The sequence below is a fragment of the Pseudomonas sp. NY15374 genome (assembly GCF_048068255.1).
Taxonomy (GTDB): domain Bacteria; phylum Pseudomonadota; class Gammaproteobacteria; order Pseudomonadales; family Pseudomonadaceae; genus Aquipseudomonas; species Aquipseudomonas machongensis.
Map to the genome: position 1 here is coordinate 76,063 of NZ_JBLUPZ010000009.1, position 25,791 is coordinate 101,853.

Consider the following 25,791-nt stretch of genomic DNA (forward strand, 5'->3'; position numbering starts at 1 on the left):
CTTGCCTGCCCAGCGCGGCTTCAGCCTGCTCGAACTGCTGGTGGTGCTGGCCATCGCCGGGCTGATGACCGGCTTGAGCGTGGCCTGGCTCGACAACGGTCGTACGCGGGTCGACCAGGCCATGCAGCGGCTGCTTGCCGCGACCCGCGAGCAGTCTGCCGTGGCGCGCCACACCGGCCAGTTGCGTGGCCTGCGCTGGAACGGCAAGCGTCCTGAGTTCGTTCGCCATGACGGCACCGGCTGGGTGGTGGAACCGGTCACGCTGGGTGACTGGCCGCAGGACCTGCGCCCAGACTGGCCAGGCGCAGCAGCGCCGCAACTGGTGTTCACCCCCGAAGGCTGGGCAAGGCCCGGCAAGGTGAACTGGCGGAGTGCCGAAGGTGGCCAGCGCTGGAGCTGGGGCCGCGAAGGGCGGCTGCAAGTCGCGGTGCTGCCATGAAGCGCCGCCAGCGTGGGTTCACCTTGCTCGAAGTCAGTGTGGCGCTCGGTATCGCCGCGGTGCTGGCGGTGATCACCAGCCAGGTACTGCGCCAGCGCCTGGCGGTGCAGGACGGCGTGCAGCAGCACCGCCTCGGCGCCCTGTGCGCCCGCGAGCTGCAGGCACGGTTTGCCGTCGAGCAGTACTGGCCAGGCAGCAATCGCACTGTCGGGGAGCTGCAGCAGGGTGGGCAGGTGTGCCACTGGGACCTGCAACTGCGCAACACCGGCGTGCGCGATCTGCGCCGTGGCGAGCTGCGCCTGTTCGCCGACCGCGATCAGCGCGTGCCGCTGGGCTTGTACACCCTGTTTCTGGAGCGCCCATGAAGCGTCGCCAGGCGGGTCTGACCCTGATCGAGTTGATGGTCGCGCTGGCGCTCACCGCCGTGCTGGGCATCCTGCTGGCGGCGTTGGTGCATGGCTGGCTCACGGTGCGCGAGCGTCTCACCGATCAGCAGAACGAGCCCGGTGTGCTGGAGTTCTGCCTGGCGCTGGAGCGCCGGTTCGACAGCCCGGTGCTGCGCAAGGTGTACGAGCAGCGCCTGCCGCTGGCCACGCGCTGGCTCGATTGGCAGGCGCAAAACCAGCAGTTGCTGTGGGTCGCTGCTGCGGCCTGGCCCCAGGCCGAAGGGGGTTCGCGCTTGCAGCGTCAGCGCCTGCGTTTCGAGCCCAGGGAGCAGCGCGTGCTGCTGGAAACCTCCGCCGATCTCTACGCCGCCGACAAGCCGCGCTGGGTGGTCCGCGAGCGCCTGGAGCGGGTCAGCGAGATGAGCATCCTGTATTTCCAGGGCGGCAGTTGGCTGGCCTGGCCTTCCGATCAACCGGCGCACCCTGGTCGTGGCGTGCGCCTGCATCTGCAGCGTGACGGAGCACCTTATGTCTGCACATTCGTCCTGCCTTGGGGGCGCTCATGAAGTTTGAATGGCGACGGCGCTCGCCAGCGCGGCCCTGGTTGCTGTTGCGTCCGCTGGCTGACGGCGGTTGGCACTGGTGCCTGCTGGACAGCGGCGTGCTGCGTGACGAAGGGCAGGGCCGCCCGCCGCAGAACCTGAGCGCCAGGGTTGCCGTGGTGATGCCGGGCGAGGCGTGCAGCCTTTTCCAGTTGCCTGCCCCGCCCGGGCTCAAGCGTGAGGAATGGCCGCTGCTGCTGGAAGATCGTCTGCTGCAAGGCAGCGATGAAGTTCACTGCGCATGCATCGGCCGTGCGGCGGGGCAACTGCGACTGGTGGTGGTGGCGCGCGAGCGGCTCGACGGCTGGTTGGCCCAGTGCGTGGAATGGGGCCTGGAGGTGGAGCGTTGCTGGGCGCAGTTCCAGCTCTTGCCGGTGCTCGACCGCGGTTGTGGATGGCAATGGCGGCAGGAGCAGTCGAGCCTGTATGCGCGGCTCGACGAGGATGGCGCAGAACACTGGCTGGCCTGGCCAGAGGTGTTGGGCCCTGCACCTGCGCCGTGGGATAACCAGGTGCTTGAGCAGGTCGATGGACGCTGGCCACAGCGAATGGCCGATTTCGATACCTTGCCGACGCTACGGGAAACGCGTCGCCCGCGCCGATCATTGAAGGTCACGGGCCGGCAAAAGCGCTTGATCGCCGCTTGCCTGGTACTCGCTGCTGTCTGGGGCGGTCTGTGGAGCAGCCAGCAATGGCGTCAGGCCCAGCTGTATCGCCAGCAGGTGCTGGCGGTCACCGGCCCGCAGGCCACGCCGCGCCAGGCCGCGCAGGCGCTCAAACGGCTGCGTGACGCCGACGGCGAGCGGGCTTTGCGTCTGCGTCGGCTCGAAGGCTTGCAGGAGCAGTTGCAGGCCTGGTTGCACGCGCATCCGCAGTGGCGCTTGCGCGCTGTGCGCTTCGATGGGCAGCGCTGGCATCTGCAACTGGACGGCGAGGGCACGTCGGTGCCGTGGCATGAAATGGCCGCTGCAGTCGGCGCTACGGTGCAGGTGCAGGCTCAGGGCGCGGTGTTCGATCTGGGGAGCAGTTCATGATCCGCGCATTTTCGCAGCGCCAGCGCATGCGCGTGGCATGGGGGCTGATCGCGCTGTTGCTGATCGTCATCCTGGTACGTGAGGTGGGTGCACGCTGGGCCGAGATGAGCCAATGGCGCGGGCTGGCCGAAGTGGCGGTCAGTCTTGAGGGCGGGCCTGCGTTGAGCCTGGAGCACCTGCGCCAGTCCGCTCAGGCCCGGCATATCGAGCTGACGGAGATCGAGCCGCAGGATGAGCGCTGGCAGGTACGCGGCTCGGTCACGGACGAGCATGCGCTGCTGGCGTGGTTGCAGGCTTTGCAGGGCGAGGGCGCGCAGCCGCTGCAGTGGGGCATGGAGCAGCAGGGCAAGCGCCTGCGCTTCGACCTGCAGGTTCGGCCGTGAGTGTGCGCGTGCTGTTGTGGCCGGTGCTGGTGTGCGTGGTTACGCTGCTGGTCGAGTTACCTGCAAGTTGGCTGTTGCCAGGCCGGGCGGTCAGCGGCAGCCTCTGGCAGGGGCAGGCCGAACAGGTGGGTGATGTCGGGCCGCTGAACTGGCAGTGGCAACCCTGGCGCCTACAGGCGCAAATCCGCTTGGGTTATCAGGGGCAGGATTGGTTGGCGCGGCTGAGTGGTTGGCCTTGGCGCTGGCGCGCGGATGTCGAGGCGCTCGAAGCGGCGCCGAGTGTACCGCTGGCTTATCGCCTGGCGGGGCACTGGCAGGGGCGTGTCGCGGTGCAGGGTGTGTGGCAGCGGTGCGTCGGTGCCGAGGGGCGTTTGCAGGTGAACGACCTGGCGCTGGTCTCGCCGTGGTCATTGGATCTGGGGCAAGGCTGGCTCGCAATGCGTTGTGCCAGTGACTGGCGTTTGCAGGGCGGGTTGGCGCTGCAAGGCCAACATCAACTCGACCTTGACGCCGACCTGCTGGCCCGACGCGCCCGGGTCGGACTCGAAGTCCAGCCTGATGCTGCGCTGACGCCCTTGCTGCGCGGCGCCCAGTGGCTGGCGCCGGAGACTGCCAAGGGCGAGCGGCAGCTCAGGTGGTAGTTGCAGAGCTTGAGATCCCAGCTTGCCTGTTGCTTGCTGGAGCAACGCCCTTATCCAAAAATCTGAAAGCCAGCCCAATCCCTGTGGAGCAACTGTCTTGATCAAAATCTAAAGACCAGCTCAATCCCTGTGGGAGTATCTGTCTTGATCAAAATCTAAAGGCCTGCCCAATCCCTGTGGGAGCGGGCTTGTCCCGCGATCACCGGCATAGCCGGTGCCATCCGCCGCGGTGTTGCCATCGCGGGACCAGTCGCAGCGGCGAACCGCCGCTCCCAAAAGCAACTCAACGCCAGATCCGATAAACCCGCCTTTACCGGCGCATCCCCAGCTCCGCATCGTCCATCAATGCCTTGGCCAATGCGCTCAGGTAATACGAAGCCCAGACCAGTTGCGGGTTCTCATCCATCACCCCGCTCAAGGTCATGTCGCGCACATACCCCATCAACTCCGAGGCCTGCTCACGCGCACGCTCGCACGGGATGCCCGGCTCGATGCAGAACAGCGGCTGGGTCAGCCCCTTGCCTTGGTAGAACCGTGTTTTGCCGACAGTGGTATTCGGTGTGGTGTCGCTTGTATCCATCCTTTCATCTCCCTGAAAACCGCTTAGTGAGCCGTCTGCGGCTCTGCCGGCATCTGAACCTGTATCAACGCCGACTCCAGCAAAATCCTCAGCGCTTCCATTTCATGAATGGCAGCCATTATCAGGAGCGAGACGGGAGACTTGGGTTGGAGGAGGACCGCTTGATGGGCCACGGTTTGTGCGCAGAGTGCGTACTCGGTGGCTTGGATGATGGTGTCTTCGAGGGAGTGGTTGTTGTGGGGTGGGTCGGGGACGATCTTTAACATAGCTATTTACCTTCATGTGCGGCCACCGACCTGCTGTCAAACAGAAGGGTGGCAGCTGTACGTGGGTTGACAGACCGGCGGAAATAGCAAAGTTCCGGCGCACGCGAGCGTGCCCGCACGTACAGCCGCCATCAAGGGTTGGCCATACGCTATTTACCGTCACAGCCTGTCAAAGCTGTGTCGTTGATGTGCAACGACGCGCCGAGACTAGAGCGCTGCCCCAGGGGCCGCAACGGAAAAAAGGCGGTAGGAGTATCTTTGGGAAATGGACTACAGGAAAGGCGTATTTTCGGATTTTCGAACAATGCGCGCTTAGGAGACGCCAAAGATACCCGGCACTCATGCCTGCCCCCCTGTGGGAGCCTCGGTTCGCCGCTGCGACTTGTCCCGCGATCACCGGCATCGCCGGTGCCACTCAGTGGTATTGCCATCGCGAGACAAGCCCCACCCTCAACGATCAGCGCCCGCCCTTGCTCCCGACACTCGATGCCCACTCTTCACTGCGGCTATGCCCACTGGTGCGCAGCAGCCCCAGGTCCAGCGCATTTTCGCCGTCCGCCGCGCCTTTGCTCTTGGACAGTTCGGCAATGGCCGTCCCTATGTCGACCGGTGAGTTGGAGAAGTCCACCGACACATTGCGTTGGTAGTCGCGGCCCGTGAGCGTTTCGCGGCTGACCGACTGGGCTTGCAGATCGACATCTCCAGCGCCGGCCTGTATCCGTGCCCCGACCAGGCGTGCCTGGCCGCCGACGTTCAACTCGACGCCTTCACTGCCCTTGATCCTGGCCTGGTGGGCGACGGTGTCGCGCTGGGTGTGGGACACCTCGACCTTTACCGTCGGCGAGAGCTTTGGGTCCACCTTGGACAGCGTCGGGCCGACTTTCTCGGTGACCTTGCCCGCCGCAGGGCCGGAGAGGGCGCCGGCAGCATCGAGATAGCCCTGGGGGTTCTTCTCGTGGCTCAGGCGGCCATCGACCTTGACGGTAAGGGTGTCGACGCTGTCCTTGCGGCTGGCCAGCAACAGGTCGCCACCGATATCGCCGCGAACCTTCTGTGCATCCAGGCTTGCACCCTCGATCCGGGTGTCGCCCTGGCTCGCCAGCTCGATACGCTCGGCGCGCAGGGTGCTGGCATTCCAGGTCTGGTTGTCGCGCTTGTCGAGGTTGACCTGCACCCGGCCGTGCAGACCACGGATATCCTTGTCCGGCGTCTCGCCGCCGTTGAGCCTGAAGCCGGCACCGGCGGTGATGTCGAGATTGTCGCGTTTTTCAGTGTTGCCCGAAGCTTCGACCAGCATGCCGCCGTTGCCGGCGTGCAGCTTGATTTCGCTGGCCGAGGCGTGCAGACCCTGCACGTGCAGGGCGACATCTTCACGGGCACGGCTGCTGATCAGCAGTTTGCCTTGAGTGTTGAAGTGGGCATCGACGGCCTGGCTTGCCTGCTCGTCGAGCTTGCCGTTGGCGAAGTGGCCGCCGAGGGCACCGCCTTTACCGGTGCCGAGCTTGGCAGCGATTTCCAGACCGCCACCCAGGTTGCGCCCCGTGGCCTGTTGGCTGTCGTGGCCCGCCTTGACCTGCAGCAGGCCGGCGCTGTCCAGTTCGATACTGGCTACAGGCGCTTCACGGCTGCCGATGCGGGTGCCTTCGAGGATGAGGTCGCCGCCGCTGGCGAGCACGACCTTGCCCTTGGCGTCGATCTGCGCCACTTGAGCCTTGCTTTGCTGTTTCTGGCGCTCGGCTTGGTCGAGATAGCCGCGGGTTTCGATGCCAGTGCTGCCGGGGCGGTTGCCGACCTTGGCCCAGGCGTTGCCGTCGGTCTGGCGTGTGTGCTCGTTGTGTTGGTCGTTGGCCTGAGTCAGCAGCAGCTTGCCGTTGCTGGTGATGCTGAGGTCGCCGTTGCCGGCGTTGAAGTGGCTGCCTTCATACAGGCCGTCGGCGCCCAACTGGACCTGGATGCCCGTTTGCCCATAAAGGCTGCCGACGCGCGCAGTGCGTACGTCTTGCATGCTGCTCGACGAGCCGCCCTTGCCGCTGGCCCGTACATTGAGGTCCTGGCCGGTACTGGTGTCGACCCTGGCATCGCCACCAAAGGCCAGTTGCTCGACGCCATGGGATTGCTCGTCGACTGCCGCACGCTGGTGATGCTGGTTAGCGCTGATCGCCAGCAGCCCTTGATTGGCACGCCAGGCGGTGCCCTGGTCGTCGATACGCTCGGCCTGGACCTTGACGCTGGCACCCGACAACTCGCTGACCTGGGCGATTCCGCGGCGCTGGTTCTCCAGGCGTTTGAGATGCTCCACGGTCATGTCACCGCCGACGCTGGGCGCGACCATCGCGTCCTCGGGCGATGCCTGCTGGAAGCGCGCAGCTTCCTCGCCAAGTACCAGGCGCTCGATCGGTCGGGTCAGGTCGCGGTACTCGATGCTGGCACCGAGGGTGCCGCGCCAGTTGTCGTTGCGCTGAGTGCGTTCGTGCACATCCTGTACGGCACGATTTTCGATCTCGTTGGCCTCGACTACCAGGGCCTTGCCGGCTTCGACGCGGGCGGCCTCGGTAACCAGCTTTGCTGTGCCGATCTTCACATCGCCTCCTGCCTGCAATTCGCTGCGTTGTATCTTGCTGTCGCGCTCACGCACGTTCTCCTTCTGATGATGCCCTTCGAAGTGGCTGCCGATCCGGTCGATGCCGCCGGTCACGGCCAGGCTGCCGCCGCTGTGGGTGGTCTGGGTGTCTGTCTGCTGGTCGTTGCGGGTGGCGCCAAGCGTTATCTGTTGCCCTTGCAGGTTGAGGTCGCCGGTATCGGCCTTGACCTTCGAGCCGTTGACCTGCAAGTGCGCGTCACTGTGCAGCTCGACCGTCGCGCCCTTGAGTTCGCTGGCGACCTGCTCGGTGGCGCGTTGCTCGCTGTGCCGGTTGACCACTGCGTAGCCGACCCCGGCTTCATACTGGCGTGAACCGGGCTTGTCGCCGTCGGCCTCGGTGGTCTGGCGGGCGTGGGCGGTGAGGGTGCGCTGCTGTTCGTCGGTCTTGCTGTCGCTGCGTGCTTGAGCGCTTTCGACGATCAGATCGCCCTTGGCCTCGATCTTGAGCTGCTTGCCAGCCTCGACTTTGGCACCCTCAATGCGCAGTTCCTCGGCACTGGCCAGGCGCAGGTCGCTTTTCGAGCTGACGTCGCTCGCCAGCACCTTTTCCTGCTGGCTGCTGTGGCTGCGGTCGTGGCCGATCAGGCCGAACAGCTTGCTGTCGCTCTGTTTTTCGGTGGTGCTGGAGCGGTTGTGGTCGGCTTCGATCGCCAGGTTGCCGTTGTTGCTGTAGAGCACCGATTCACCTTCGCTGGCGATGGTGCTGCCCTTGACCCTGACCTGCCCGGCGGTGACGTTCAGGTTGGCGCCCGAGGTGATGGTGCTCCCGGCGACCTGCCGCGCGGTGTCGTCCTTGCCCTGGCGGTCGCCGAAGAAGCTGCCGGACACCAGGTCGCCGCGGTAGTCGCGTTGCGTGCCGCGCTTGTCCAGGGCCGTGGTGGTGATCTCGATCTGCTGGCCGGCCAGGGTCATATCGCCCTCGCTGTGCAGGTGGCTGCCTTGCACCTTGAGCGTGCCACCGGCCTTGGCGGTCAGCGTGGCGCCTCGCAGATCGCTGGCTTTGGCGGTTTCCTGATAGTGTTCACTGTCGCTGTCACCCCGCCAGAGATGCTTGCGATGGCGAACCTGCTCCTCGACACGCCCGCTCTCCTTGCCTGCTTCGATGTTCAGGTTGGCCGCGCTGTCGAGGGCGAGTGCGCCACCGGCTTGCAGGGTGGCCGCTTGCAGTTGCATGTCGCCGCCAGACTTGAGCGCCAGGCGGTCATCGGCTTTCAGTTGCGTGCCCTGCAGTGTGTGCTGGGTTGTGGTGGTGTTGCTTTCATAGGTTTCGGTGGTGACGAACAACCATTTTTTGTCCCAGGCCTTGCGCTCACGCTCGATGTTCTCCTGGGCTGCGGTGTCCAGCGTGAGTTTCTGCCCTGCATTGACGTCGATCGATTTGCCCTGGCCCGTGACGGCCTGCAGCCTCAGGTCGCCGCTGGCATTGAGGTTGAGGTTACCTTGGCTGCTGCGCAGTACGGCGCTATGCGTGCCGTCGTCACCGATATACAGGCTGCCGGCGGACTGGATGTCGATGCCGTCGCGACCGTGCATGGCAATCGCCCCGACCCGCACGCCAGCGCCCTCGGCAGTGCTGACCACGCGGATGCGGCCGGCGTGCATGGCGCCGAACAGGCTGGCGTCGATGCTTGCCGGGGTGCCTGGCAGGTGCTCGACGACCTGGCCATTGGTGGCGTCGATGCGGTTGCGCCCGGCAATCAATTGCAGGTCGTCGCGGGCGTTGAGCGTACCTTTGCTGTCGATGCGCGGGGCAATCAGTTCTAGTGCGCCGTCGTCGTTGCTCTGGCCTCCGCCGAGCACAGTCAGCGCGGCGCTGGCGCTCATCGAATCACGCAGGCGCACGCGACCGTCCTCGAGCTGGACATCACCGACCAGAAAACCTGCGCGGGTGGTGTTGATGAAGCTGCCGCCATTGAGGGTGATGCCGTTGCTGTTGGCGAGGATGTAGTCGGCGGGGCGGCCGAAGATTTCCTGGGGGCCTTCGATCAGCGAGGCGTTGCGGCTGACCACTTCGTTGAGGATGGTCGAGGCGGCCTGGCCCTGGAACTGGGGGTTGGCGGCCAGGGCGCCAGCCAGTTGCGACTGGCCCGATTGCAGGGCGTTGTTGAGCACCGCACCCGCCTGGCCGACGTTGTAGTCGAGGAACTGGTTGTGCGACAGGCCGCTGGCGTTGGGGGCGACGATCTCGATTACCGGTACGCCATGGGCGTTGTTGATCAGTGGTGTTCCCGCCGGGCCGGGAGTCGGTTGCAGCCCGCCTTGGGCGAGCAGGGTCGGGGAGGTGGCCATCAGCGTCAGGAAGATGCTCCAGCGCAAGGCATTGGGCGACGTCGGGACATGCAGTTTTTTGGTGTCGTTCACGGGCTTGTCTCTCTTGTTGTGGGTGAATCAGATACTCAGGTTCCATTCGAGCACCCAGACACCGGGCTCCAGGCTGCCGCGCGGCAGGTCGCTGGAGCTCAGCGCGCGCTGGTAGTCCAGGCGCAGGCGCTGGCTCGGGGTGCTCAGCATCACGCCCAGGGTGGCGCCGACCATCCGCTGTGGGCTGCTGCCGTGGTCGAAACGGGTCCAGCCCAGGTCCAGGCCGAGGTGCGGGCGGATTTCCAGGGGCAGGGCGACGGACAGGGGGCGGCTCAGCGTGTTGCGCCACACGGCGCCGCTCGCGCCGGAGACGCTGTGCTGGCGAAAGCCGCGCACGGCCAGGTCGTCGGATAGGGCAAGCTGTTCGATGGCGGGCAGGCGGTCGGGGCTGTACTGCAGGTTCAGCTCGCTCTGCCAGCGCCACTTGCCCTGGTTCAGGTACAGAAGCGTGGCGCGGTACTTGCGAAACCCGGGCTCGGCGCTCTTGCGTCCAAGCGGCTCGCGGTCGGCACCCAGCCAGTCGACGCCCTGGGCGATGCCGAGGTACGCGTTCCACAGGCCGGCTTCGAGCCAGAACAGGTTGATGCCGGCTTCCAGGGTGGTCAGCACCGGGCTTTGCTGGGCGACCTTGAGCGGGCCGAACCAGGTGGCCACACGCTTGTGATCCAGGCGCAGGCTGGCGTTGAGCATGCCTTGTTGATTGCGCCAGAGCATGCGCTCGACGCTCAGGCCTTGCAGGCTGCTGTTGCCGTGGCTGCCGATCTGGCTGCCGGGCAGCGGCGCGCGGTATTGCAGTTGGCTGGCGTTGAGGGCGAAGGTCCAGGGACCATAGGGGAGGCTGTAGTAGAGGCTGGCGCCCTGGCTGCGACCTGGCGCGTCGAATACCGTCGAAAGCAGCGACAGACGCAGGTCGTCGTTCAGGCTCAAGGGGCTGTCCAGGCCCAGCGTGAGGCTCAGCCGGTGGCGGCCGGTGAGTGCACTGCCGCGATTGTCCAGACGGCTGTCCAGGTGCCAGCGCGAGCTGACGTGGCGTGGTTCGATCTGGATGTGGGTGCCGCCAGGCAGGTCGCCGGGTCGCACGTTGGCGCCAAGTTCATAGGCTCTGAGGCGATTCAACTGGTCCAGCCCTTGTTCCAGGTCAGGCAGGTGCAAGGGCTGGCCGAGCATGCCGGGGAAGGCGCTGGCCAGTGACAGCGGCAGCGCGTTGTCGAGTGCGATGCTTTCGACGAATCCTTCGATAATCACGATATCGAGGGGCATGCCAGCACCTGGTTGGCGCGCCAGGTAAGGGCGGCTTGCGGGATATCCGGCTTGGACGTAGCGTTCAGTGATGGCCAGCAGCAGGCGGTTGATGTCCGCCGGCCCCATGCAACCGTGCAGCAGGGGCCGCAGGCTCTGTTCGAGGGCGGTGTTGGTGACGCGCCTGTTACCGCTCAGGCGCAGGCCGCTGACCGGCCAACATTGCTCTGCAGGCGTTGCCGATGGCGCCTGGCGCTCCAGTGTTTGCGGGGCAGAGCGGCGCTGCCATTGCTCCAGCCGCTGCTGTTGCTGCAAGTGCTGAAGTTCGCGTTGCTGGTCGCGCAGTTGCTCGCTGGCGGGATCGGCTGCAAGGGCAACCGAGCTGGTCAGCAGCGCGAGCAATACATGGGTGATAGAGCGACAAATAGCCGGAAACGGGGTGTTCGCCATGGAAGAATTCCGCAGAGGTCGTACGGTTCGCGTACTCGTTTGCGTGGATTCTAAAAATTCGAACAGTCGTTTGGATGCGGTACGTTGCCTGCTTGGGTATCAGGCAAATAACGTTTTTGAGTCGGGATATTCTGAGGATTTGCTGTAGATGTAGGACGCCGCCCGTCAGGCTACGCCGCCTTCCTCAGGTGGGCGCCCTGCAGCGCAGCAGTGGAAGGTGCAGGAAGCCCGCAGGCTCAGGGGCGAATCTCGATCATGGTGCCGTCCTTGACCATGCTCCACACTTCACGCATGTCGTCGTTGCGCATGGCGATGCAGCCTTCGGTCCAGTCGAGGGTGTGGAAATACCACTCCGGGTATTCTTCGTCGATCGGTGTGCCGTGGATCATGATCATGCTGCCGGCATTGACCCCTTCGCGGCGCGCCTTGGCGGCGTCGCTGATGTTTGGGTAGGAGATGTGCATGGCCAGGTTGTAGCGGTCGCTGACCTTGCGCCAGTCGAGCCAGTAGAAGCCTTCAGGGGTGCGCTTGTCGCCTTCGCGCTCCTTGGCGCCCTTGGGTTGCTTGCCCAGGGAGATGCGGTAGGTCTTGAATGGCTCGCCGCGGCTGATCAGTTGCAGGCGCCGCTCTGACTTGAGCACCAGCACCTTGTCGATCTGCGGCTGGCTGCTGCTTTGCGCAGGCCTGGCCTGGGGCTGCGTGCCCTGCGACGTGGTCGCGGGCAGGGGCTTGCGAATGATGGTCTCGGTGAACGCCGCCTGGGACACCGATGCAACGCACAAGCAGAAGAGGGCAAGCAACCAGCGCATGAAACGTATCCTGAAGTAGCTAGGTGGACGACGAAACGTTCATCGGCGGCAGGTATTCATGGCCTATGGGGTACTGCTGCCCGATGCGGTCGCGATAATAGCATTCTAGTGTCCGCGTGACGGTGCGGAAAGCCAGTTCGTTCCAGGGTATTTCATGCTCCTCGAACAAGCGCACCTCCAGGCTCTCGACACCCACGTCGAAGTCCAGGTCGGCCAGTTCTGCGCGGAAGAACACATGCACCTGGTTGATGTGCGGCAGGTCGAACAACTGATAGAGGGTGGTCGGGCCGACGCGTGCGCAGGCTTCCTCGACGGTCTCGCGGCGCGCGGCCTGGTCGAGGGTTTCGCCGTTTTCCATGAAACCAGCCGGCAGCGTCCAGAAGCCGCGGCGCGGCTCGATGGCGCGGCGGCACAGCAACACCTGGCTGCCCCAGACGGGCAAGACGCCTGCGACGATGTTGGGGTTCTGGTAGTGGATGGTCTGGCAGGAGGGGCAGACGTACCGCAGGCGGCTGTCACCCTCGGGAATCTGCTGAATGACCGGCTGGCCGCACGCGCTGCAGAATTTCATGCTTTTATTCCTGTGTGAGCCGCTATCTTGGCGCGGCCGGCGGGGTTGCCGCAAGCCGTCGGGGCTTGGGTGCCTCGCGGCTTTGGTGCATCATGCAAGGCAGGCCTTGGAATCGAGAGTGCGTAATGCTGGACGAGCTTCTTCGCCGAATGAGCAACCATACCCCCGCGTCACTGGAGGCGGATCGCCGTTTTCCCGAGGCGGCGGTGCTGCTGCCCATTACCCGTAGCGAAGAGCCCGAGCTGGTGCTCACCTTGCGTGCCAAGGGGCTTTCCACCCATGGTGGCGAAGTGGCCTTTCCGGGAGGGCGCCGCGATCCGGAAGACCCGGACCTGGTGTTCACCGCCCTGCGCGAAGCCGAGGAGGAAATCGGCCTGCCGCCGGGGTTGGTCGAGGTGATCGGCCCGCTGAGCCCGCTGATTTCGTTGCACGGACTGAAGGTTACGCCGTTCGTCGGGTTGATTCCGGATTACGTCGAGTACCAGCCCAACGATGCCGAAATCGCAGCGGTCTTCAACGTTCCGCTGTCGTTCTTTCGCCAGGACCCACGCGACCACACCCATCGCATCGACTACCAGGGGCGCAGCTGGTACGTGCCCAGCTACCGTTATGGCGACTACAAGATCTGGGGGCTGTCGGCGATCATGATCGTCGAGTTGGTCAACGTGCTGTTCGATGCCGGTATCAGCCTGCACCAGCCGCCAGAGCGCTTTATCCAGAACTGAGCGGGGCTCACCCGCCGACCGCGTCCAACCGTGAGGAACATGACATGAAATACCGCCTGGGCGACCTGCGGGTCGAAGCCCATCCCAGCAGTTGGGCCGCGCCCACTGCCACCTTGATCGGCAAGGTGCGCCTGCAGGCCCGGGCCAGTGTGTGGTTCGGCGCCGTGCTGCGCGGCGACAACGAGCTGATCGACATCGGCGAGGACAGCAATGTCCAGGACGGTACGGTGATGCACACCGACATGGGTTCGCCGCTGACCTTGGGCAAGGGCGTGACCATCGGTCACAATGCCATGCTGCATGGCTGCAGCGTCGGCGACTACAGCCTGGTCGGCATCAATGCGGTCATCCTCAACGGCGCGCGGATCGGCAAGCACTGCATCATCGGCGCCAATGCGCTGATCCCCGAGGGCAAGGAGATTCCCGACGGTTCGCTGGTGATGGGCTCGCCAGGCAAGGTGGTGCGCGAGCTGACCGAGCAGCAGATGCGCATGCTCGAAGCCAGCGCCGCGCACTATGTGCACAACGCCGAGCGCTATTCGCGGGAGCTGGTGGTCGATGAAGACTGACGAGCGGCCGGTCGCTTCGCCGTGCGTGAACGTCTGTGCGCTGGATGAGCAGGACATCTGCATCGGTTGCCAGCGTACGGTGCAGGAGATCACCCGGTGGGCGCGGATGGACAATGACGAGCGGCGCAGGGTGCTCGCGCTCTGTCATGAGCGGGCCGTCGCGGCCGGGTTGGTGATCGGTTAGTTCGTTTTCCGGGTTGGCCTTTTCGCGGGTAAACCCGCTCCCACAGGGTTCACCACTGTTCTTGAAAGCGGTGGCGAGTCCAGGGGGAGTGGGTTTACCCGCGAAGCGGTCAGCGTTAATCTGTCGGGCTTGCCTCTCGAATACCCGGATCATGTTCTACCTCATCGCCTACATCAGCAGCGTGGTGCTCATCAACTACGCCTTTTCCAGCGCCCCGCACCTGGACATCATCTGGTCCGCCTGGGGCGGGCTGGTGTTCATCCTGCGCGACATGGTGCAGACCCGTTACGGGCATGGCGCGCTGATTGCGATGCTGGCGGCGCTGGTGCTGTCCTACGCGACTTCGGAGCCGGCCATCGCCCTGGCCAGTGCTACGGCGTTCTTCGTGTCCGAACTGATCGACTGGCTGGTGTTCAGCATCACCCGCAGGCCCCTGCGTGACCGTTTGTGGCTGAGCTCGGCGCTGAGTATCCCGGTCGACACCTTCATCTTCTTCGGCATGATCGGTGCGCTGACGCCTGCCGTGATCGGCACGGCGATGGCCTCGAAGTTCGCCGGTGTAACGGCGGTCTGGCTGATCATGGCATGGCGGGCGCGACGCGCGCTGGCGGTGGGTTGATCCGCGCCCGATTGATGTAGAATACCGGTCCTTTTTCAGCGGGCAGCACCAGCCGGCGCGCCCCGGACGCCTTCGAGGACCTGAAATGACCCGTATCGGAACCCCATTGTCGCCGACTGCGACCCGCGTACTGCTGTGTGGCTGCGGCGAACTGGGCAAGGAAGTGGTGATCGAGCTGCAGCGCCTGGGTGTCGAGGTGATCGCCGTTGACCGTTACGCCAACGCGCCTGCCATGCAGGTCGCGCACCGCAGCCATGTGATCAACATGCTCGACGGCGTCGCCCTGCGTGCGGTGATCGAAGCTGAAAAACCGCACTACATCGTGCCGGAAATCGAGGCCATCGCCACCGCTACGCTGGTCGAGCTGGAAAACGAAGGTTTCAACGTGGTGCCGACCGCCCGCGCCACCCAACTGACCATGAACCGCGAAGGCATCCGTCGCCTGGCGGCTGAAGAGCTGGAACTGCCGACCTCGCCCTATCATTTCGCCGACACCTATGAAGACTTCGCCAAGGGCGTGGCCGATGTTGGCTACCCGTGCGTGGTCAAGCCGGTAATGAGCTCGTCGGGCAAGGGCCAGAGCCTGCTGCGCAGCGATGCCGACCTGCAGAAAGCCTGGGACTACGCCCAGGAAGGCGGACGTGCCGGCAAGGGCCGGGTGATCGTCGAGGGTTTCATCGATTTCGAGTACGAAATCACCCTGCTGACCGTGCGTCATGTGGGCGGCACCACCTTCCTCGCGCCGGTCGGTCATCGTCAGGAGAAGGGCGACTATCAGGAATCCTGGCAGCCTCAGGCGATGAGTCCGAAGGCGCTGGCCGAGTCGCAGCGTGTGGCCCAGGCCGTCACCGATGCGCTGGGCGGCCGTGGCCTGTTCGGCGTCGAGCTGTTCGTCAAGGGCGACCAGGTGTGGTTCAGCGAAGTGTCGCCACGTCCGCATGACACTGGTCTGGTCACCTTGATTTCCCAGGACCTGTCGCAGTTCGCCCTGCATGCCCGTGCGATTCTCGGCCTGCCGATCCCGGTGGTGCGTCAGTTCGGACCGTCGGCCTCGGCAGTGATCCTGCCCGAGGGCCAGTCGCAGCAGACCAGCTTCGCCAACCTGGGCGCAGCGCTGAGCGAGCCAGACACCGCCATTCGCCTGTTCGGCAAGCCGGAAATCAATGGCACCCGCCGCATGGGCGTGTGCCTGGCCCGCGACGAGTCGGTCGAAGCGGCACGGGCCAAGGCGACCCGTGCTTCGCAGGCGGTCAAGGTCGAGTTCTGATCTGAGATCGCACGGGGCTGCCGAGCAGCCCATTCGCGGGCAAGCCCGCTCCTACAGACTCCTGCAGGAGCGGGCTTGCTCCAACTGCTCAAAGCTCGGTATGGCGGGTTTCCTTCAGGCACAGCACGGCAATCAGGCTGATCACCGCCGCCACGGATACATATCCCCCCACCCAGCTCAAACCGCCCATGCTCACCAGTTGCTGGGCGAAGAACGGTGCCGCCGAGGCGCCGACGATGCCGCCCAGGTTGTAGGCCGCCGAGGCCCCGGTGTAACGCACGTGGGTCGGGAACAGTTCAGGCAGCAGCGCGCCCATCGGGGCGAAGGTCACGCCCATCAGGAACAGTTCGATCGCCAGGAACAGCGCCACGCCGGCAGTGGAGCCCGAGGTCAGCAGGGGTTCCATGGTGAAGCCTGAGGCAATGGCCAGCAGGCCGCCGACGATCAGCACCGGCTTGCGCCCATAGCGGTCGCTCAGCCAGGCCGACAGCGGCGTAGCCAGGGCCATGAACACCACGGCGAAGCACAGCAGGCCGAGGAAGGTTTCGCGGCTGTAGCCCAGCGTCGACACGCCGTAGCTCAGCGAGAATACCGTGGAGATGTAGAACAGTGCGTAGCACACCACCATCGCCGCAGCGCCCAGCAAGGTGGGCATCCAGTATTTGGCGAACAGGTCGACCACCGGCATTTTCACCCGCTCTTGACGGGCTACGGCCTTGGCGAACACCGGGCTTTCCTCGAGCTTCAGGCGTACGTACAGCCCGACCAGCACCAGCGCAGCACTGAGCAGGAACGGAATGCGCCAGCCCCACTCACGGAACTGCTCGTCGCTGAGTACCAGTGCCAGGGTCAGGAACAGACCGTTGGCGGCGAGGAAACCAATCGACGGGCCCAACTGCGGGAACATGCCGAACCAGGCGCGCTTGCCGGGTGGTGCGTTCTCGGTGGCGAGCAGGGCCGCGCCGCCCCATTCGCCGCCCAACCCCAGCCCCTGGCCGAAGCGCAGCACGCAAAGGATGATCGGTGCCCACACGCCGATGCTGTCATAGCCTGGCAGTACACCGATCAGCGTGGTGGATACGCCCATCAGCAGCAATGAAGCGACCAGGGTCGACTTGCGCCCGATGCGATCACCGAAGTGGCCGAACAAGGCCGAGCCCAGCGGTCGGGCAAGGAAGGCGATACCGAAGGTGAGAAAGGCTGCCAGCATCTGCGCAGTGCCTGAGCCGGACGGGAAGAATACTGGCCCGATCACCAGCGCAGCGGCCGTGGCGTACACGTAGAAATCGTAGAACTCGATGGCGGTGCCGATGAAGCTGGCGGTGGCGACCCGGGCGGGCGAATTGACCGGGGTCGCCGAGTCAGGCTCGGCGTAGGTGCTGCTGGTTGTCATGCGTAGGTCCCTGAACAGTCGTTCGCGCGGCCGAGCAGGCGGGCCGCAGCGTATTGTTGTGGTTCGCCAGGCTGACGAGGGCCCAAGGGGTGGCAGGGAGCGGGCGCTGCTCGGGGTAGGACGCAGGGCTGCTGGCACGTCAGTGAGGCGGACTGGCCGTGGGGCGCCGGGTGCGGGTAGCAGGCGGGACGGCAGGGCTGGGTAAGCGTGGCCCGAGTATAGCTATCGGGTTACGGTCCAGACCAGTACCTTGCTGGCGCAATTGTCCTCGGTTTCGAGGATTTCCAGGCGGTAGCGTCCGACTTTCAGGCATACCGCGCTTGCCGGGATGCTTTCCAGTGCTTCGGTGACCAGGCCATTGAGGGTTTTCGGGCCGCCGTCGCAGGGCAGGTGCCATCCCAGGCTGCGGTTGAGCTCGCGCAGCGAGGCGGTGCCTTCGATGATGAAGCGGCCATCGGGCTGGGGATGGATATGGGGGTTGTCCAGGCTCTGTTCGTCCTCGAACTCGCCGACGATCTCTTCAAGGATGTCTTCGAGCGTCACGATCCCCAGCACTTCGCCGTACTCGTCCACGACCACGCCCATTCGCCGCTGCTGCTTGTGGAAGTTCAGCAGTTGCATTTGCAGCGGGGTGCTTTCCGGGACGAAGTAGGGCTCGTAGCAGGCGGCCTGCAGCTTCTCCAGGGTCAGTTCGGCGCGTGGCAGCAGGTGGCTGATGAGCTTGGTGTTGAGGATCGCTTCGACCTGGTTGATGTCGTTGTGATAGACGGGCAGGCGGGTGTGGCGGCTGAGGATCAACTGTTCGATGACCTGTTCGATCGGGTCGTCGAGGTTGATGCCGTCGACTTCGTTGCGCGGGACCAGAATGTCGTTGACGGTAATCTTGTCCAGCGCTTGCAGGCCCTCGATCAGCCCCTGGCGTGGTGGTTCGTGGGGCTCGTCGTCATCCTGGGCGTCGTCATCCTGTGGGTGCAGGGCGACGGCGTTGGGTTGTACGCGCAATGGGCGCAGGATCAGCTTGGCCGTGCCGTCGAGCAGGCAGGCCACAGGCTGCAGTGCCGCCAGTGGCAGCTTGAGCAGGCTGGCGCCAAGGCTGACATAGGCCTGTGGGTTGCGCCGGGCCAGGCGCCTTGGCAGGTATTCGGTCAGCACCAGCAGTGCCAGCGTGGCGCACAGCCCGGCCAGCCAGAAACCATGCTCGCCGCTGTAGCGCTGGCCGATCAGGCAGGCCAGGCCCAGCACCAGCAATCTGCCCAGGCTGGCACAGAGCACCAAGGCCTGGGCGGGCAGGGTGGGCTGTTCGGCTTCACCGGCGCGGGCGTGGCCGTTGAGCTGCTGGCGGGCGGCCTCGACCGCGCTGAACAGCGCCGACCACAGCAGCGCCAGTATCAGGGTGCCGAGCAGCGGGGCGTACGGCAAAGTGTCCATGATTGCCCGTCAGATGTGCAGGATGAATTCGCGAACCAGCTTGCTGCCAAAATAGGCCAGCATCAGCAGGCAGAAGCCCGCCAGGGTCCAGCGGATCGCCTTGTGCCCGCGCCATCCCAGGCGATTGCGCCCCCACAGCAGGACGCTGAACACGATCCAGGCCAGGCACGACAGCGAGGTCTTGTGTACCAGGTGCTGGGCGAACAGGTTCTCGAAGAACAGCCAGCCGGAGATCAGCGAAAGCGACAGGAAGATCCAGCCCGCCCAGAGAAAGCCGAACAGCAGGCTTTCCATTGTTTGCAGTGGAGGGAAGTTGCGGATCAGCCCCGAGGGGTGCTTGTGCTTGAGCTGGTGGTCCTGGAGCAACAGCAGCAACGCCTGGACCACAGCGATGGTGAACAGGCCGTAGGCGAGGATCGACAGCAGGATATGCGCCAGGATGCCGGGTTCTTCATTGACCAGCGGCACGGTGCCCGCCGGTGCGAACTGGGCCAGCAGCGCCGTCACTGCCCCCAGCGGGAACAGCAGCACCAGCAGGTTCTCCACCGGAATGCTCAGGCAGGCGAGCAGCGTCAGGGCGATCACCGCGGTGGCGATCAGGCTGGCGGCGCTGAAGAAGTCGAGGCTCAGGCCCAGCGGGGTGAGCAACTGGAAGAACAGGGCGCAGGTCTGTGCGACAACGGCAATCACGCCCAGCAGGCCGAGCAGGCGTTTGTCGACCTTGGCACCCTGTGCCAGGCGCGAACCTTGATAGGCCGTCGCGGCAATATAAAGGATGGCTGCGATCAGGTTGGGGATGAGGCTGGGTGAGGAGAGCATAGGTCCTGGTAGGCGAGCCCTTAAAGGAGGGGAGTTTGGCATAGAACGCGGTTGCCTAGGAAGACTGCAGACCGCGTCGGCCTTTTCGCGGCCAGTCCTGCTCCTGCAACCCCTGAGTTTCGTGGGCGCGGGCTGCCCGCGAACGGCCCCCCGATCACCGCTCGGCACCAAGGTGTGCGCCACCGCCGCTCTCCGTTATAATGCGCGGCTTGCTGTGCCCTTCGCGTGTGGATATCCGCCAGGGCACCTGAACAACCTCGGCTTTATTGGGCCTGAAAGGATCACCATGTTCGAAAACCTGACCGACCGCCTGTCACAGACGCTGCGCCATGTCACCGGCAAGGCCAAGCTGACCGAAGAGAACATCAAGGACACGTTGCGTGAAGTGCGCATGGCCCTGCTCGAGGCCGACGTCGCCCTGCCGGTGGTCAAGGACTTCGTCAACAGCATCAAGGAGCGTGCGGTCGGCACCGAGGTGTCGCGCAGCCTGACGCCGGGCCAGGCGTTCGTGAAGATCGTCCAGGCCGAGCTGGAAAGCCTGATGGGCGCGGCCAACGAAGACCTCGCGCTCAATGCCGCTCCGCCAGCCGTGGTACTGATGGCAGGCCTGCAGGGCGCGGGCAAGACCACCACTGCCGGCAAGCTGGCGCGCTTCCTGAAAGAGCGCAAGAAAAAGACCGTCATGGTGGTGTCCGCCGACGTCTACCGCCCGGCGGCGATCAAGCAGCTCGAAACCCTGGCCAACGACATCGGCGTGACCTTCTTCCCGTCCGACATCAGCCAGAAGCCGGTCGATATCGCCGAGGCGGCGATTCGCGAAGCCAAGATCAAGTTCATCGACGTGGTCATCCTCGATACCGCCGGCCGTCTGCACATCGACGCCGACATGATGGACGAGATCAAGGCCCTGCACGCAGCGGTCAAGCCGGTCGAGACGCTGTTCGTGGTCGATGCCATGACCGGCCAGGACGCCGCCAACACCGCCAAGGCCTTCGGTGAGGCGCTGCCGCTGACCGGCGTGGTGCTGACCAAGGTCGATGGCGATGCCCGTGGCGGTGCCGCGCTGTCGGTGCGCGCCATTACTGGCAAGCCGATCAAGTTCATCGGTATGGGCGAGAAGACCGAAGCCCTCGAGCCTTTCCACCCCGACCGCATCGCCTCGCGCATCCTCGGCATGGGCGACGTGCTCAGCCTGATCGAGCAGGCCGAGCAGAACATCGACAAGGCCAAGGCCGACAAGCTGGCCAAGAAGCTGAAGAAGGGCAAGGGCTTCGACCTCGAAGACTTCCGCGACCAACTGCAGCAGATGAAGAACATGGGCGGCCTGGGTGGCCTGATGGACAAGCTGCCCAGCATCGGTGGCGTCAACCTGTCGCAGATGGGCAACGCGCAGGGTGCGGCCGAGAAGCAATTCAAGCAGATGGAAGCGATCATCAACTCCATGACCCCTGCCGAGCGTCGTGACCCCGACCTGATCAGCGGTTCGCGCAAGCGCCGTATCGCCCTGGGCTCCGGCACGCAGGTACAGGATATCGGCCGGCTGATCAAGCAGCACAAGCAGATGCAGAAGATGATGAAGAAATTCTCCGCCAAGGGCGGCATGGCCAAGATGATGCGTGGCCTGGGCGGGATGCTGCCGGGCGGCGGCATGCCGAAGCTGTAACCGAATCCGCTTGGTCGCCTTGATAGGCGGCCAGGCAGACCCCGCCTTGGCGGGAAAGCGCCGCAAAACAGCGGCTTAAGCGGCAGGTCTGGATTGCTTTGCATGGCTCTTGCGAAAAAGCCATTTGCAAATGTCCGTGTATTCCCTGAGAATATGCGGCCTTTTGGGCACCCGTGTGCCTATTTGGCATTCAGATTTGCAGCACTGACTGCAGTACCGACTATAGGAACGATGTTCACATGGTAACCATTCGTCTGGCCCGTGGCGGCTCGAAAAAGCGCCCTTTCTACCACCTGACCGTGACCAACTCGCGTAACGCCCGTGACGGCCGTTTCGTTGAGCGCGTTGGCTTCTTCAACCCGATCGCCTCGGGCGCCGAAGTCAAGCTGTCGGTCAACCAGGAACGCGTCACCTACTGGCTGAGCCAGGGCGCGCAGCCGTCTGAGCGTGTTGCTCAGCTGCTGAAGGACGCTGCCAAGGCTGCTGCCTGAGCAGTATGAACGCGACGCCAGAAAAGGCTGACGACCTCATCGTCGTTGGCAAGATTTTTTCGGTTCACGGCGTTCGCGGCGAGGTGAAGGTGTATTCCTTTACCGATCCGATTGAAAACCTGTTGGATTATCCGCGCTGGACGCTTCGGCACGAAGGCAAGGTAAAGCAGGTCGAGCTGGTCAACGGTCGTGGCTCCCAGAAGGGCCTGGTCGTGAAACTGAAAGGCCTCGACGATCGCGATGAAGCCCGTCTTCTGAGCGGTTACGAAATCTGCATTGCGCGGAGCCTTTTGCCCAACCTGGCCGCCGACGAGTACTACTGGTACCAGTTGCAGGGCCTGAAGGTCATCAACCAGGACGAACAACTGTTCGGCAAGGTCGATCACCTGTTGGAGACCGGTGCGAACGATGTAATGGTGGTCAAGCCTTGCGCAGGCAGCCTGGATGATCGCGAGCGTCTGTTGCCCTATACGGAGCAATGTGTGCTGGCAATCGACCTGGAAGCAGGTGTGATGCGAGTCGAATGGGACGCGGATTTCTAGACGATGGGTAACCTTCGAGTAGAAGTCGTCACGTTGTTCCCCGAGATGTTCTCGGCCATCACGGAGTACGGCATTACCAGTCGTGCGGTGAAACAGGGGTTGCTGCAAGTGACCTGCTGGAACCCACGGGACTACACCACTGATCGCCACCACACGGTGGATGATCGGCCGTTTGGCGGTGGTCCGGGCATGGTGATGAAGATCAAGCCTCTGGAAGACGCCCTGGCCAGTGCCAGGCAGGCAACCGGAGCATCGGCGAAGGTGATCTACCTCTCGCCACAAGGCCGCAAGCTGACTCAGCAGGCGGTCAAAGGCCTGGCCGAACAGGAATCGTTGATCCTGATCGCCGGTCGTTATGAAGGCATCGACGAGCGTTTTATCGAAGCTTATGTCGATGAGGAGTGGTCGATTGGTGACTATGTACTTTCCGGTGGCGAGCTGCCGGCCATGGTACTGATCGATGCGGTTACGCGGCTGCTGCCCGGAGCTTTAGGGCATGTGGACTCGGCGGAGGAAGACTCCTTCACCGATGGTCTGCTGGATTGCCCGCACTACACCCGACCTGAGGTGTATGCGGATCAGCGTGTACCCGACGTGTTGCTAAGTGGCAACCATGCACACATCCGGCGTTGGAGAATGAAGCAGTCCCTTGGTAGGACCTTCGAACGACGCGCCGATCTTCTGGAAAGTCGCTCGCTTTCTGGAGAAGAGAAGAAGCTGCTCGAGGAATACCTCCGCGAGCGGGACGATAGTTAACGTATCGATGGTGGATCGAGTTATCCATCTTAGGAGCACAGCATGACCAACAAGATCATCCAGCAGCTCGAAACCGAGCAGATGAGCAAGGAAATCCCGACCTTCGCACCAGGCGACACCATTGTCGTTCAGGTTAAAGTGAAGGAAGGCGATCGCTCGCGTCTGCAGGCGTTCGAAGGCGTTGTTATCGCCAAGCGTAACCGCGGTCTGAACAGCGCTTTCACCGTGCGCAAGATCTCCAGCGGCGTTGGCGTAGAGCGTACCTTCCAGACCTACAGCCCACAGATCGACAGCCTGGCCGTGAAACGTCGTGGTGACGTGCGTAAAGCCAAGCTGTACTACCTGCGCGACCTGTCCGGCAAAGCCGCTCGCATCAAGGAAAAACTGTCCTAAGTGCAGTTTGACCGGTGGCTTCGGCCACCTGGCGAGAGAAAAAGCAGCCTTCGGGCTGCTTTTTTGCATTCTGTGGTATTGGTGTTGCCTGCTTCGCGGGTCGCTCCGCTGCCATTCCCTTGCAAAGTGAGTACCCCATGACTACCACCCCAAGAGATCAGGAAATCCAGCGGCGTACCGAGCTGTCGATCACTCGCGTGACCAAGGCCGTTTTCCCCAACACCACCAACCACCACAACACCTTGTTCGGCGGCACCGCGCTGGCCTGGATGGACGAGGTGTCGTTCATCGCTGCTACGCGTTTCTGTCGCCTGCCGTTGGTGACCGTGTCCACCGACCGCATCGACTTCAAGCACCCGATCCCGGCGGGCTCGATCGTCGAGCTGGTTGGCAGCGTGATCAAGGTGGGCAATACCAGCTTGCAGGTACAGGTCGATGTGTTCGTCGAGAACATGTATCTCGACGGCCGCGAGCGCGCGATTCATGGGGTTTTCAGCTTCGTCGCCATCGACGAGGACAAGCGGCCGGTGCCAGTACTGGCTCAGGCCTGAGTTCTCCAGTGCGGGCCCTTTCGCGGGGAAACCCACAGGTGCTACGCGATCCCTGTAGGAGCGGGTTTACCCGCGAAGAGGCCGATACAGACAACAATTATGCGTCTGTGAAACACTAGCCCACTTTCAACACCCAGCAGCCCTCCGAATGCCCGCCCTGGACCACCCCCTGATCGATCAGTTTCTCGATGCCCTTTGGCTGGAAAAAGGCCTGTCCGACAACACCCGCGTGTCCTACCGCAGCGACCTGGCCCTGTTCAATGGCTGGTTGCAGGAGCGTGGCGTGACGTTGCCCGATGCAGGTCGCGATTCGATCCTCGACCACCTTGCCTGGCGCTTCGATCAGGGTTACAAGCCGCGTTCCACTGCACGTTTTCTCTCTGGAGTGCGTGGTTTTTATCGTTATCTGCTGCGGGAAAAGCTCATAGGTGTCGACCCGACCTTGCAGGTCGATATGCCGCAACTGGGTAGGCCTTTGCCCAAGTCCCTGTCTGAAGCGGATGTCGAAGCGTTGCTCAAGGCGCCGGACCTGGCCGAAGCCATCGGCCAGCGCGACCGCGCCATGCTCGAGGTGCTCTACGCCTGCGGCCTGCGGGTCACCGAGCTGGTGAGCCTGACTCTCGATCAGGTCAACCTGCGCCAGGGCGTGCTGCGGGTGATGGGCAAGGGCAGCAAGGAGCGCCTGGTGCCGATGGGCGAGGAGGCGGTGCTGTGGATCGAGCGCTACCTGCGTGACGGTCGGGCCGAGCTGCTCAACGGGCGTCCCAGCGATGTGCTGTTCCCCAGCCTGCGGGGCGAAGAAATGACCCGCCAGACCTTCTGGCATCGCATCAAGCACCACGCCCGCGTGGCGGGGATCGACAAGCCGCTGTCACCGCACACCCTGCGCCATGCTTTCGCTACGCATCTGCTCAATCACGGGGCCGACCTGAGGGTGGTGCAGATGCTGTTGGGGCACAGCGACCTTTCCACCACGCAGATCTACACCCACGTCGCCAAGGCTCGTTTGCAGCAGTTGCACGCCCAGCACCATCCGCGTGGATGAATGATTTTCATGTTCCGCCCGGCGGCCATCAGACAGTGATTTCGCTGCGGCCTGATGTGGTAGGCTTGAGCGGTTTGCACCAGGGACCGCCCGGTTGCCGCGATTTTTCCGCAGGCGACGTCCTCCGGTCCCCGTCCGCCTTCAGGAGTACCCCATGCGCGTGACCCAGATTTTTGCCGCCGCCGCCCTGGCGCTGGCCAGTACCTTTGCCGTTGCTGCGGCCACCGACGTCACTGCCGGTGCCGAGCAGGCCATTCGCAACACACTCAAGACCCTGGAATTGGAAGTACCGATCGAAAGCGTCGCCAGCAGCCCGGTCGGCGGCTTGTACGAAGTCAAGCTGCAGGGCGGTCGCGTGCTCTATGCCAGCGCAGACGGCCAGTTCGTCATGCAGGGCTACCTGTACCAGATCCAGGATGGCAAGCCGGTCAACCTGACCGAGAAAACCGAACGCCAGGGTATCGCCAAGCTGATCAACGGTATTCCTGCGGCTGAAATGGTGGTTTACCCGGCCAAGGGCGAAACCAAATCGCACATCACCGTGTTCACCGACACGACCTGCCCGTACTGCCACAAGCTGCACGCCGAAGTGCCAGAGCTGAACAAGCGCGGTATCGAAGTGCGCTATGTCGCCTTCCCGCGCCAGGGCCTGGGCTCGCCGGGTGACGAGCAGTTGCAGGCCGTCTGGTGCTCCAGCGATCGCCGTGCGGCGATGGACAAGATGGTCGACGGCAAGGAAATCAAGGCGGCCAAGTGCGCCAACCCGGTCAGCAAGCAGTTCCAGCTCGGCCAGTCGATCGGTGTCAACGGCACGCCGGCGATCGTGCTCGAAAGCGGCCAGGTGATCCCGGGCTACCAGCCGGCACCGCAGGTGGCCAAGCTGGCCCTGGCCGGCCAGGTGCAAGCCGCCAAGTAATTCATTCAATACGCCGTCGTCATGGGGT

The 25,791-nt window shown here is 64.0% G+C and carries 28 protein-coding genes; 19 read left to right on the forward strand and 9 right to left on the reverse strand.

Translation table 11 applies throughout. The annotated features are described in order from the left end of the window. The first annotated feature begins 1 nt into the window (after nucleotide 1). The 6 genes from gspH to ACNFHO_RS18930 are packed head-to-tail and all read left to right on the forward strand — an operon-like array spanning nucleotide 2 to nucleotide 3,485. Nucleotides 2–439, forward strand: a complete 438-nt coding sequence (gspH, locus tag ACNFHO_RS18905; RefSeq protein WP_112897558.1) for a type II secretion system minor pseudopilin GspH — start codon at nucleotides 2–4, stop codon at nucleotides 437–439. Further along, complete coding sequence (locus tag ACNFHO_RS18910) at nucleotides 436–804, forward strand: type II secretion system protein (protein ID WP_416767073.1); 369 nt, start codon at nucleotides 436–438, stop codon at nucleotides 802–804. Before gspH ends, ACNFHO_RS18910 begins: the two co-directional genes overlap by 4 nt. Next, nucleotides 801–1,391, forward strand: coding sequence for a type II secretion system protein (locus ACNFHO_RS18915; protein ID WP_416767074.1), 591 nt, complete (start codon nucleotides 801–803; stop codon nucleotides 1,389–1,391). The genes ACNFHO_RS18910 and ACNFHO_RS18915 overlap by 4 nt, the downstream gene beginning before the upstream one ends. After that, complete coding sequence (gene gspL / locus ACNFHO_RS18920) at nucleotides 1,388–2,461, forward strand: type II secretion system protein GspL (protein WP_416767075.1); 1,074 nt, start codon at nucleotides 1,388–1,390, stop codon at nucleotides 2,459–2,461. Before ACNFHO_RS18915 ends, gspL begins: the two co-directional genes overlap by 4 nt. After that, nucleotides 2,458–2,844 (forward strand): type II secretion system protein GspM, encoded by a 387-nt coding sequence (gene gspM, locus ACNFHO_RS18925; RefSeq protein WP_416767076.1) that lies wholly within the window; start codon nucleotides 2,458–2,460, stop codon nucleotides 2,842–2,844. The genes gspL and gspM overlap by 4 nt, the downstream gene beginning before the upstream one ends. Next, nucleotides 2,841–3,485, forward strand: a complete 645-nt coding sequence (locus tag ACNFHO_RS18930) for a hypothetical protein (protein WP_416767077.1) — start codon at nucleotides 2,841–2,843, stop codon at nucleotides 3,483–3,485. Before gspM ends, ACNFHO_RS18930 begins: the two co-directional genes overlap by 4 nt. Nucleotides 3,486–3,795: 310 nt before the next feature. Here ACNFHO_RS18930 and ACNFHO_RS18935 read toward each other — a convergent pair whose 3' ends face one another. The 6 genes from ACNFHO_RS18935 to ACNFHO_RS18960 form a co-directional block, all read right to left on the reverse strand. Further along, nucleotides 3,796–4,065: a DUF3077 domain-containing protein gene (locus tag ACNFHO_RS18935; RefSeq protein ID WP_054894681.1), complete on the reverse strand. Its 270-nt coding sequence runs from the start codon at nucleotides 4,063–4,065 to the stop codon at nucleotides 3,796–3,798. 23 nt (nucleotides 4,066–4,088) lie between these two features. Continuing rightward, nucleotides 4,089–4,331, reverse strand: coding sequence for a hypothetical protein (locus ACNFHO_RS18940; RefSeq protein ID WP_054894680.1), 243 nt, complete (start codon nucleotides 4,329–4,331; stop codon nucleotides 4,089–4,091). A gap of 457 nt (nucleotides 4,332–4,788) precedes the next feature. Beyond that, nucleotides 4,789–9,333: a hemagglutinin repeat-containing protein gene (locus ACNFHO_RS18945; protein WP_416767078.1), complete on the reverse strand. Its 4,545-nt coding sequence runs from the start codon at nucleotides 9,331–9,333 to the stop codon at nucleotides 4,789–4,791. Nucleotides 9,334–9,360: 27 nt separating this feature from the next. Then, nucleotides 9,361–11,022, reverse strand: a complete 1,662-nt coding sequence (locus tag ACNFHO_RS18950; RefSeq protein ID WP_416767079.1) for a ShlB/FhaC/HecB family hemolysin secretion/activation protein — start codon at nucleotides 11,020–11,022, stop codon at nucleotides 9,361–9,363. Between the two features lie 236 nt (nucleotides 11,023–11,258). Further along, nucleotides 11,259–11,831, reverse strand: a complete 573-nt coding sequence (locus ACNFHO_RS18955) for a L,D-transpeptidase family protein (RefSeq protein WP_063543292.1) — start codon at nucleotides 11,829–11,831, stop codon at nucleotides 11,259–11,261. 19 nt (nucleotides 11,832–11,850) lie between these two features. Then, nucleotides 11,851–12,402 carry an NUDIX hydrolase gene (locus ACNFHO_RS18960; protein WP_063543294.1) on the reverse strand — a complete coding sequence of 184 codons (552 nt, stop codon included), beginning with the start codon at nucleotides 12,400–12,402 and terminating at the stop codon, nucleotides 11,851–11,853. Nucleotides 12,403–12,527: 125 nt separating this feature from the next. Here ACNFHO_RS18960 and ACNFHO_RS18965 point away from each other — a divergent pair, with 125 nt between their 5' ends. The 5 genes from ACNFHO_RS18965 to purT all read left to right on the forward strand — a co-directional run bounded on the left by ACNFHO_RS18965 (nucleotide 12,528) and on the right by purT (nucleotide 15,766). Continuing rightward, a complete protein-coding gene (locus tag ACNFHO_RS18965) occupies nucleotides 12,528–13,127 on the forward strand; it encodes a CoA pyrophosphatase (RefSeq protein ID WP_054894676.1) in 600 nt (199 codons plus the stop codon). 44 nt (nucleotides 13,128–13,171) lie between these two features. Further along, entirely contained in the window at nucleotides 13,172–13,696 is a 525-nt protein-coding gene (locus ACNFHO_RS18970; protein ID WP_054894675.1) for a gamma carbonic anhydrase family protein, read from the forward strand. Beyond that, entirely contained in the window at nucleotides 13,686–13,880 is a 195-nt protein-coding gene (locus ACNFHO_RS18975; protein WP_416767080.1) for a DUF1289 domain-containing protein, read from the forward strand. The genes ACNFHO_RS18970 and ACNFHO_RS18975 overlap by 11 nt, the downstream gene beginning before the upstream one ends. Before the next feature lie 151 nt (nucleotides 13,881–14,031). Next, nucleotides 14,032–14,499, forward strand: a complete 468-nt coding sequence (locus tag ACNFHO_RS18980; RefSeq protein ID WP_416767081.1) for a VUT family protein — start codon at nucleotides 14,032–14,034, stop codon at nucleotides 14,497–14,499. Between the two features lie 85 nt (nucleotides 14,500–14,584). Further along, entirely contained in the window at nucleotides 14,585–15,766 is a 1,182-nt protein-coding gene (gene purT / locus ACNFHO_RS18985) for a formate-dependent phosphoribosylglycinamide formyltransferase (protein ID WP_112897568.1), read from the forward strand. 88 nt (nucleotides 15,767–15,854) lie between these two features. Here purT and ACNFHO_RS18990 read toward each other — a convergent pair whose 3' ends face one another. The 3 genes from ACNFHO_RS18990 to ACNFHO_RS19000 all read right to left on the reverse strand — a co-directional run bounded on the left by ACNFHO_RS18990 (nucleotide 15,855) and on the right by ACNFHO_RS19000 (nucleotide 19,406). After that, nucleotides 15,855–17,159 (reverse strand): MFS transporter, encoded by a 1,305-nt coding sequence (locus ACNFHO_RS18990; protein WP_063543298.1) that lies wholly within the window; start codon nucleotides 17,157–17,159, stop codon nucleotides 15,855–15,857. A gap of 222 nt (nucleotides 17,160–17,381) precedes the next feature. Continuing rightward, nucleotides 17,382–18,587, reverse strand: coding sequence for a transporter associated domain-containing protein (locus ACNFHO_RS18995; RefSeq protein WP_063543300.1), 1,206 nt, complete (start codon nucleotides 18,585–18,587; stop codon nucleotides 17,382–17,384). 9 nt (nucleotides 18,588–18,596) lie between these two features. Then, nucleotides 18,597–19,406 carry a cytochrome C assembly family protein gene (locus ACNFHO_RS19000; protein WP_054895622.1) on the reverse strand — a complete coding sequence of 270 codons (810 nt, stop codon included), beginning with the start codon at nucleotides 19,404–19,406 and terminating at the stop codon, nucleotides 18,597–18,599. A 286-nt stretch (nucleotides 19,407–19,692) separates the two neighbouring features. Between ACNFHO_RS19000 and ffh the strand changes: the two genes are divergently transcribed. The 8 genes from ffh to ACNFHO_RS19040 all read left to right on the forward strand — a co-directional run bounded on the left by ffh (nucleotide 19,693) and on the right by ACNFHO_RS19040 (nucleotide 25,763). Then, on the forward strand, nucleotides 19,693–21,069 hold the full coding sequence (gene ffh, locus ACNFHO_RS19005) for a signal recognition particle protein (RefSeq protein ID WP_063543302.1): 1,377 nt from the start codon (nucleotides 19,693–19,695) through the stop codon (nucleotides 21,067–21,069). A 239-nt stretch (nucleotides 21,070–21,308) separates the two neighbouring features. Then, nucleotides 21,309–21,560 (forward strand): 30S ribosomal protein S16, encoded by a 252-nt coding sequence (gene rpsP / locus ACNFHO_RS19010; protein WP_008094480.1) that lies wholly within the window; start codon nucleotides 21,309–21,311, stop codon nucleotides 21,558–21,560. Between the two features lie 5 nt (nucleotides 21,561–21,565). Then, a complete protein-coding gene (rimM, locus tag ACNFHO_RS19015) occupies nucleotides 21,566–22,102 on the forward strand; it encodes a ribosome maturation factor RimM (RefSeq protein WP_063543304.1) in 537 nt (178 codons plus the stop codon). Nucleotides 22,103–22,105: 3 nt separating this feature from the next. Then, nucleotides 22,106–22,858, forward strand: a complete 753-nt coding sequence (gene trmD, locus ACNFHO_RS19020; RefSeq protein WP_372821419.1) for a tRNA (guanosine(37)-N1)-methyltransferase TrmD — start codon at nucleotides 22,106–22,108, stop codon at nucleotides 22,856–22,858. A gap of 42 nt (nucleotides 22,859–22,900) precedes the next feature. Beyond that, nucleotides 22,901–23,251, forward strand: a complete 351-nt coding sequence (rplS, locus tag ACNFHO_RS19025) for a 50S ribosomal protein L19 (RefSeq protein ID WP_416767082.1) — start codon at nucleotides 22,901–22,903, stop codon at nucleotides 23,249–23,251. 137 nt (nucleotides 23,252–23,388) lie between these two features. After that, complete coding sequence (locus ACNFHO_RS19030; RefSeq protein WP_063543306.1) at nucleotides 23,389–23,802, forward strand: acyl-CoA thioesterase; 414 nt, start codon at nucleotides 23,389–23,391, stop codon at nucleotides 23,800–23,802. Nucleotides 23,803–23,950: 148 nt separating this feature from the next. Beyond that, entirely contained in the window at nucleotides 23,951–24,847 is an 897-nt protein-coding gene (gene xerD / locus ACNFHO_RS19035; RefSeq protein ID WP_054895088.1) for a site-specific tyrosine recombinase XerD, read from the forward strand. Nucleotides 24,848–25,001: 154 nt separating this feature from the next. Further along, nucleotides 25,002–25,763, forward strand: coding sequence for a DsbC family protein (locus tag ACNFHO_RS19040; protein WP_416767083.1), 762 nt, complete (start codon nucleotides 25,002–25,004; stop codon nucleotides 25,761–25,763). Nucleotides 25,764–25,791: the final 28 nt, after the last annotated feature.

What these genes read in the sequence shown, in the direction of transcription:
- ACNFHO_RS18910 (WP_416767073.1), top strand. Translation starts at nt 436, where the DNA reads ATGAAGCGCCGCCAGCGTGGGTTCACCTTGCTCGAAGTCAGTGTGGCG.
- ACNFHO_RS18915 (WP_416767074.1), top strand. Translation starts at nt 801, where the DNA reads ATGAAGCGTCGCCAGGCGGGTCTGACCCTGATCGAGTTGATGGTCGCG.
- gspL (WP_416767075.1), top strand. Translation starts at nt 1,388, where the DNA reads ATGAAGTTTGAATGGCGACGGCGCTCGCCAGCGCGGCCCTGGTTGCTG.
- gspM (WP_416767076.1), top strand. Translation starts at nt 2,458, where the DNA reads ATGATCCGCGCATTTTCGCAGCGCCAGCGCATGCGCGTGGCATGGGGG.
- ACNFHO_RS18935 (WP_054894681.1), bottom strand. Translation starts at nt 4,065, where the DNA reads ATGGATACAAGCGACACCACACCGAATACCACTGTCGGCAAAACACGG.
- ACNFHO_RS18940 (WP_054894680.1), bottom strand. Translation starts at nt 4,331, where the DNA reads ATGTTAAAGATCGTCCCCGACCCACCCCACAACAACCACTCCCTCGAA.
- ACNFHO_RS18950 (WP_416767079.1), bottom strand. Translation starts at nt 11,022, where the DNA reads ATGGCGAACACCCCGTTTCCGGCTATTTGTCGCTCTATCACCCATGTA.
- ACNFHO_RS18955 (WP_063543292.1), bottom strand. Translation starts at nt 11,831, where the DNA reads ATGCGCTGGTTGCTTGCCCTCTTCTGCTTGTGCGTTGCATCGGTGTCC.
- ACNFHO_RS18960 (WP_063543294.1), bottom strand. Translation starts at nt 12,402, where the DNA reads ATGAAATTCTGCAGCGCGTGCGGCCAGCCGGTCATTCAGCAGATTCCC.
- ACNFHO_RS18965 (WP_054894676.1), top strand. Translation starts at nt 12,528, where the DNA reads ATGCTGGACGAGCTTCTTCGCCGAATGAGCAACCATACCCCCGCGTCA.
- ACNFHO_RS18970 (WP_054894675.1), top strand. Translation starts at nt 13,172, where the DNA reads ATGAAATACCGCCTGGGCGACCTGCGGGTCGAAGCCCATCCCAGCAGT.
- ACNFHO_RS18975 (WP_416767080.1), top strand. Translation starts at nt 13,686, where the DNA reads ATGAAGACTGACGAGCGGCCGGTCGCTTCGCCGTGCGTGAACGTCTGT.
- ACNFHO_RS18980 (WP_416767081.1), top strand. Translation starts at nt 14,032, where the DNA reads ATGTTCTACCTCATCGCCTACATCAGCAGCGTGGTGCTCATCAACTAC.
- purT (WP_112897568.1), top strand. Translation starts at nt 14,585, where the DNA reads ATGACCCGTATCGGAACCCCATTGTCGCCGACTGCGACCCGCGTACTG.
- ACNFHO_RS18990 (WP_063543298.1), bottom strand. Translation starts at nt 17,159, where the DNA reads ATGACAACCAGCAGCACCTACGCCGAGCCTGACTCGGCGACCCCGGTC.
- ACNFHO_RS18995 (WP_063543300.1), bottom strand. Translation starts at nt 18,587, where the DNA reads ATGGACACTTTGCCGTACGCCCCGCTGCTCGGCACCCTGATACTGGCG.
- ACNFHO_RS19000 (WP_054895622.1), bottom strand. Translation starts at nt 19,406, where the DNA reads ATGCTCTCCTCACCCAGCCTCATCCCCAACCTGATCGCAGCCATCCTT.
- ffh (WP_063543302.1), top strand. Translation starts at nt 19,693, where the DNA reads ATGTTCGAAAACCTGACCGACCGCCTGTCACAGACGCTGCGCCATGTC.
- rpsP (WP_008094480.1), top strand. Translation starts at nt 21,309, where the DNA reads ATGGTAACCATTCGTCTGGCCCGTGGCGGCTCGAAAAAGCGCCCTTTC.
- rimM (WP_063543304.1), top strand. Translation starts at nt 21,566, where the DNA reads ATGAACGCGACGCCAGAAAAGGCTGACGACCTCATCGTCGTTGGCAAG.
- trmD (WP_372821419.1), top strand. Translation starts at nt 22,106, where the DNA reads ATGGGTAACCTTCGAGTAGAAGTCGTCACGTTGTTCCCCGAGATGTTC.
- rplS (WP_416767082.1), top strand. Translation starts at nt 22,901, where the DNA reads ATGACCAACAAGATCATCCAGCAGCTCGAAACCGAGCAGATGAGCAAG.
- ACNFHO_RS19030 (WP_063543306.1), top strand. Translation starts at nt 23,389, where the DNA reads ATGACTACCACCCCAAGAGATCAGGAAATCCAGCGGCGTACCGAGCTG.
- xerD (WP_054895088.1), top strand. Translation starts at nt 23,951, where the DNA reads ATGCCCGCCCTGGACCACCCCCTGATCGATCAGTTTCTCGATGCCCTT.
- ACNFHO_RS19040 (WP_416767083.1), top strand. Translation starts at nt 25,002, where the DNA reads ATGCGCGTGACCCAGATTTTTGCCGCCGCCGCCCTGGCGCTGGCCAGT.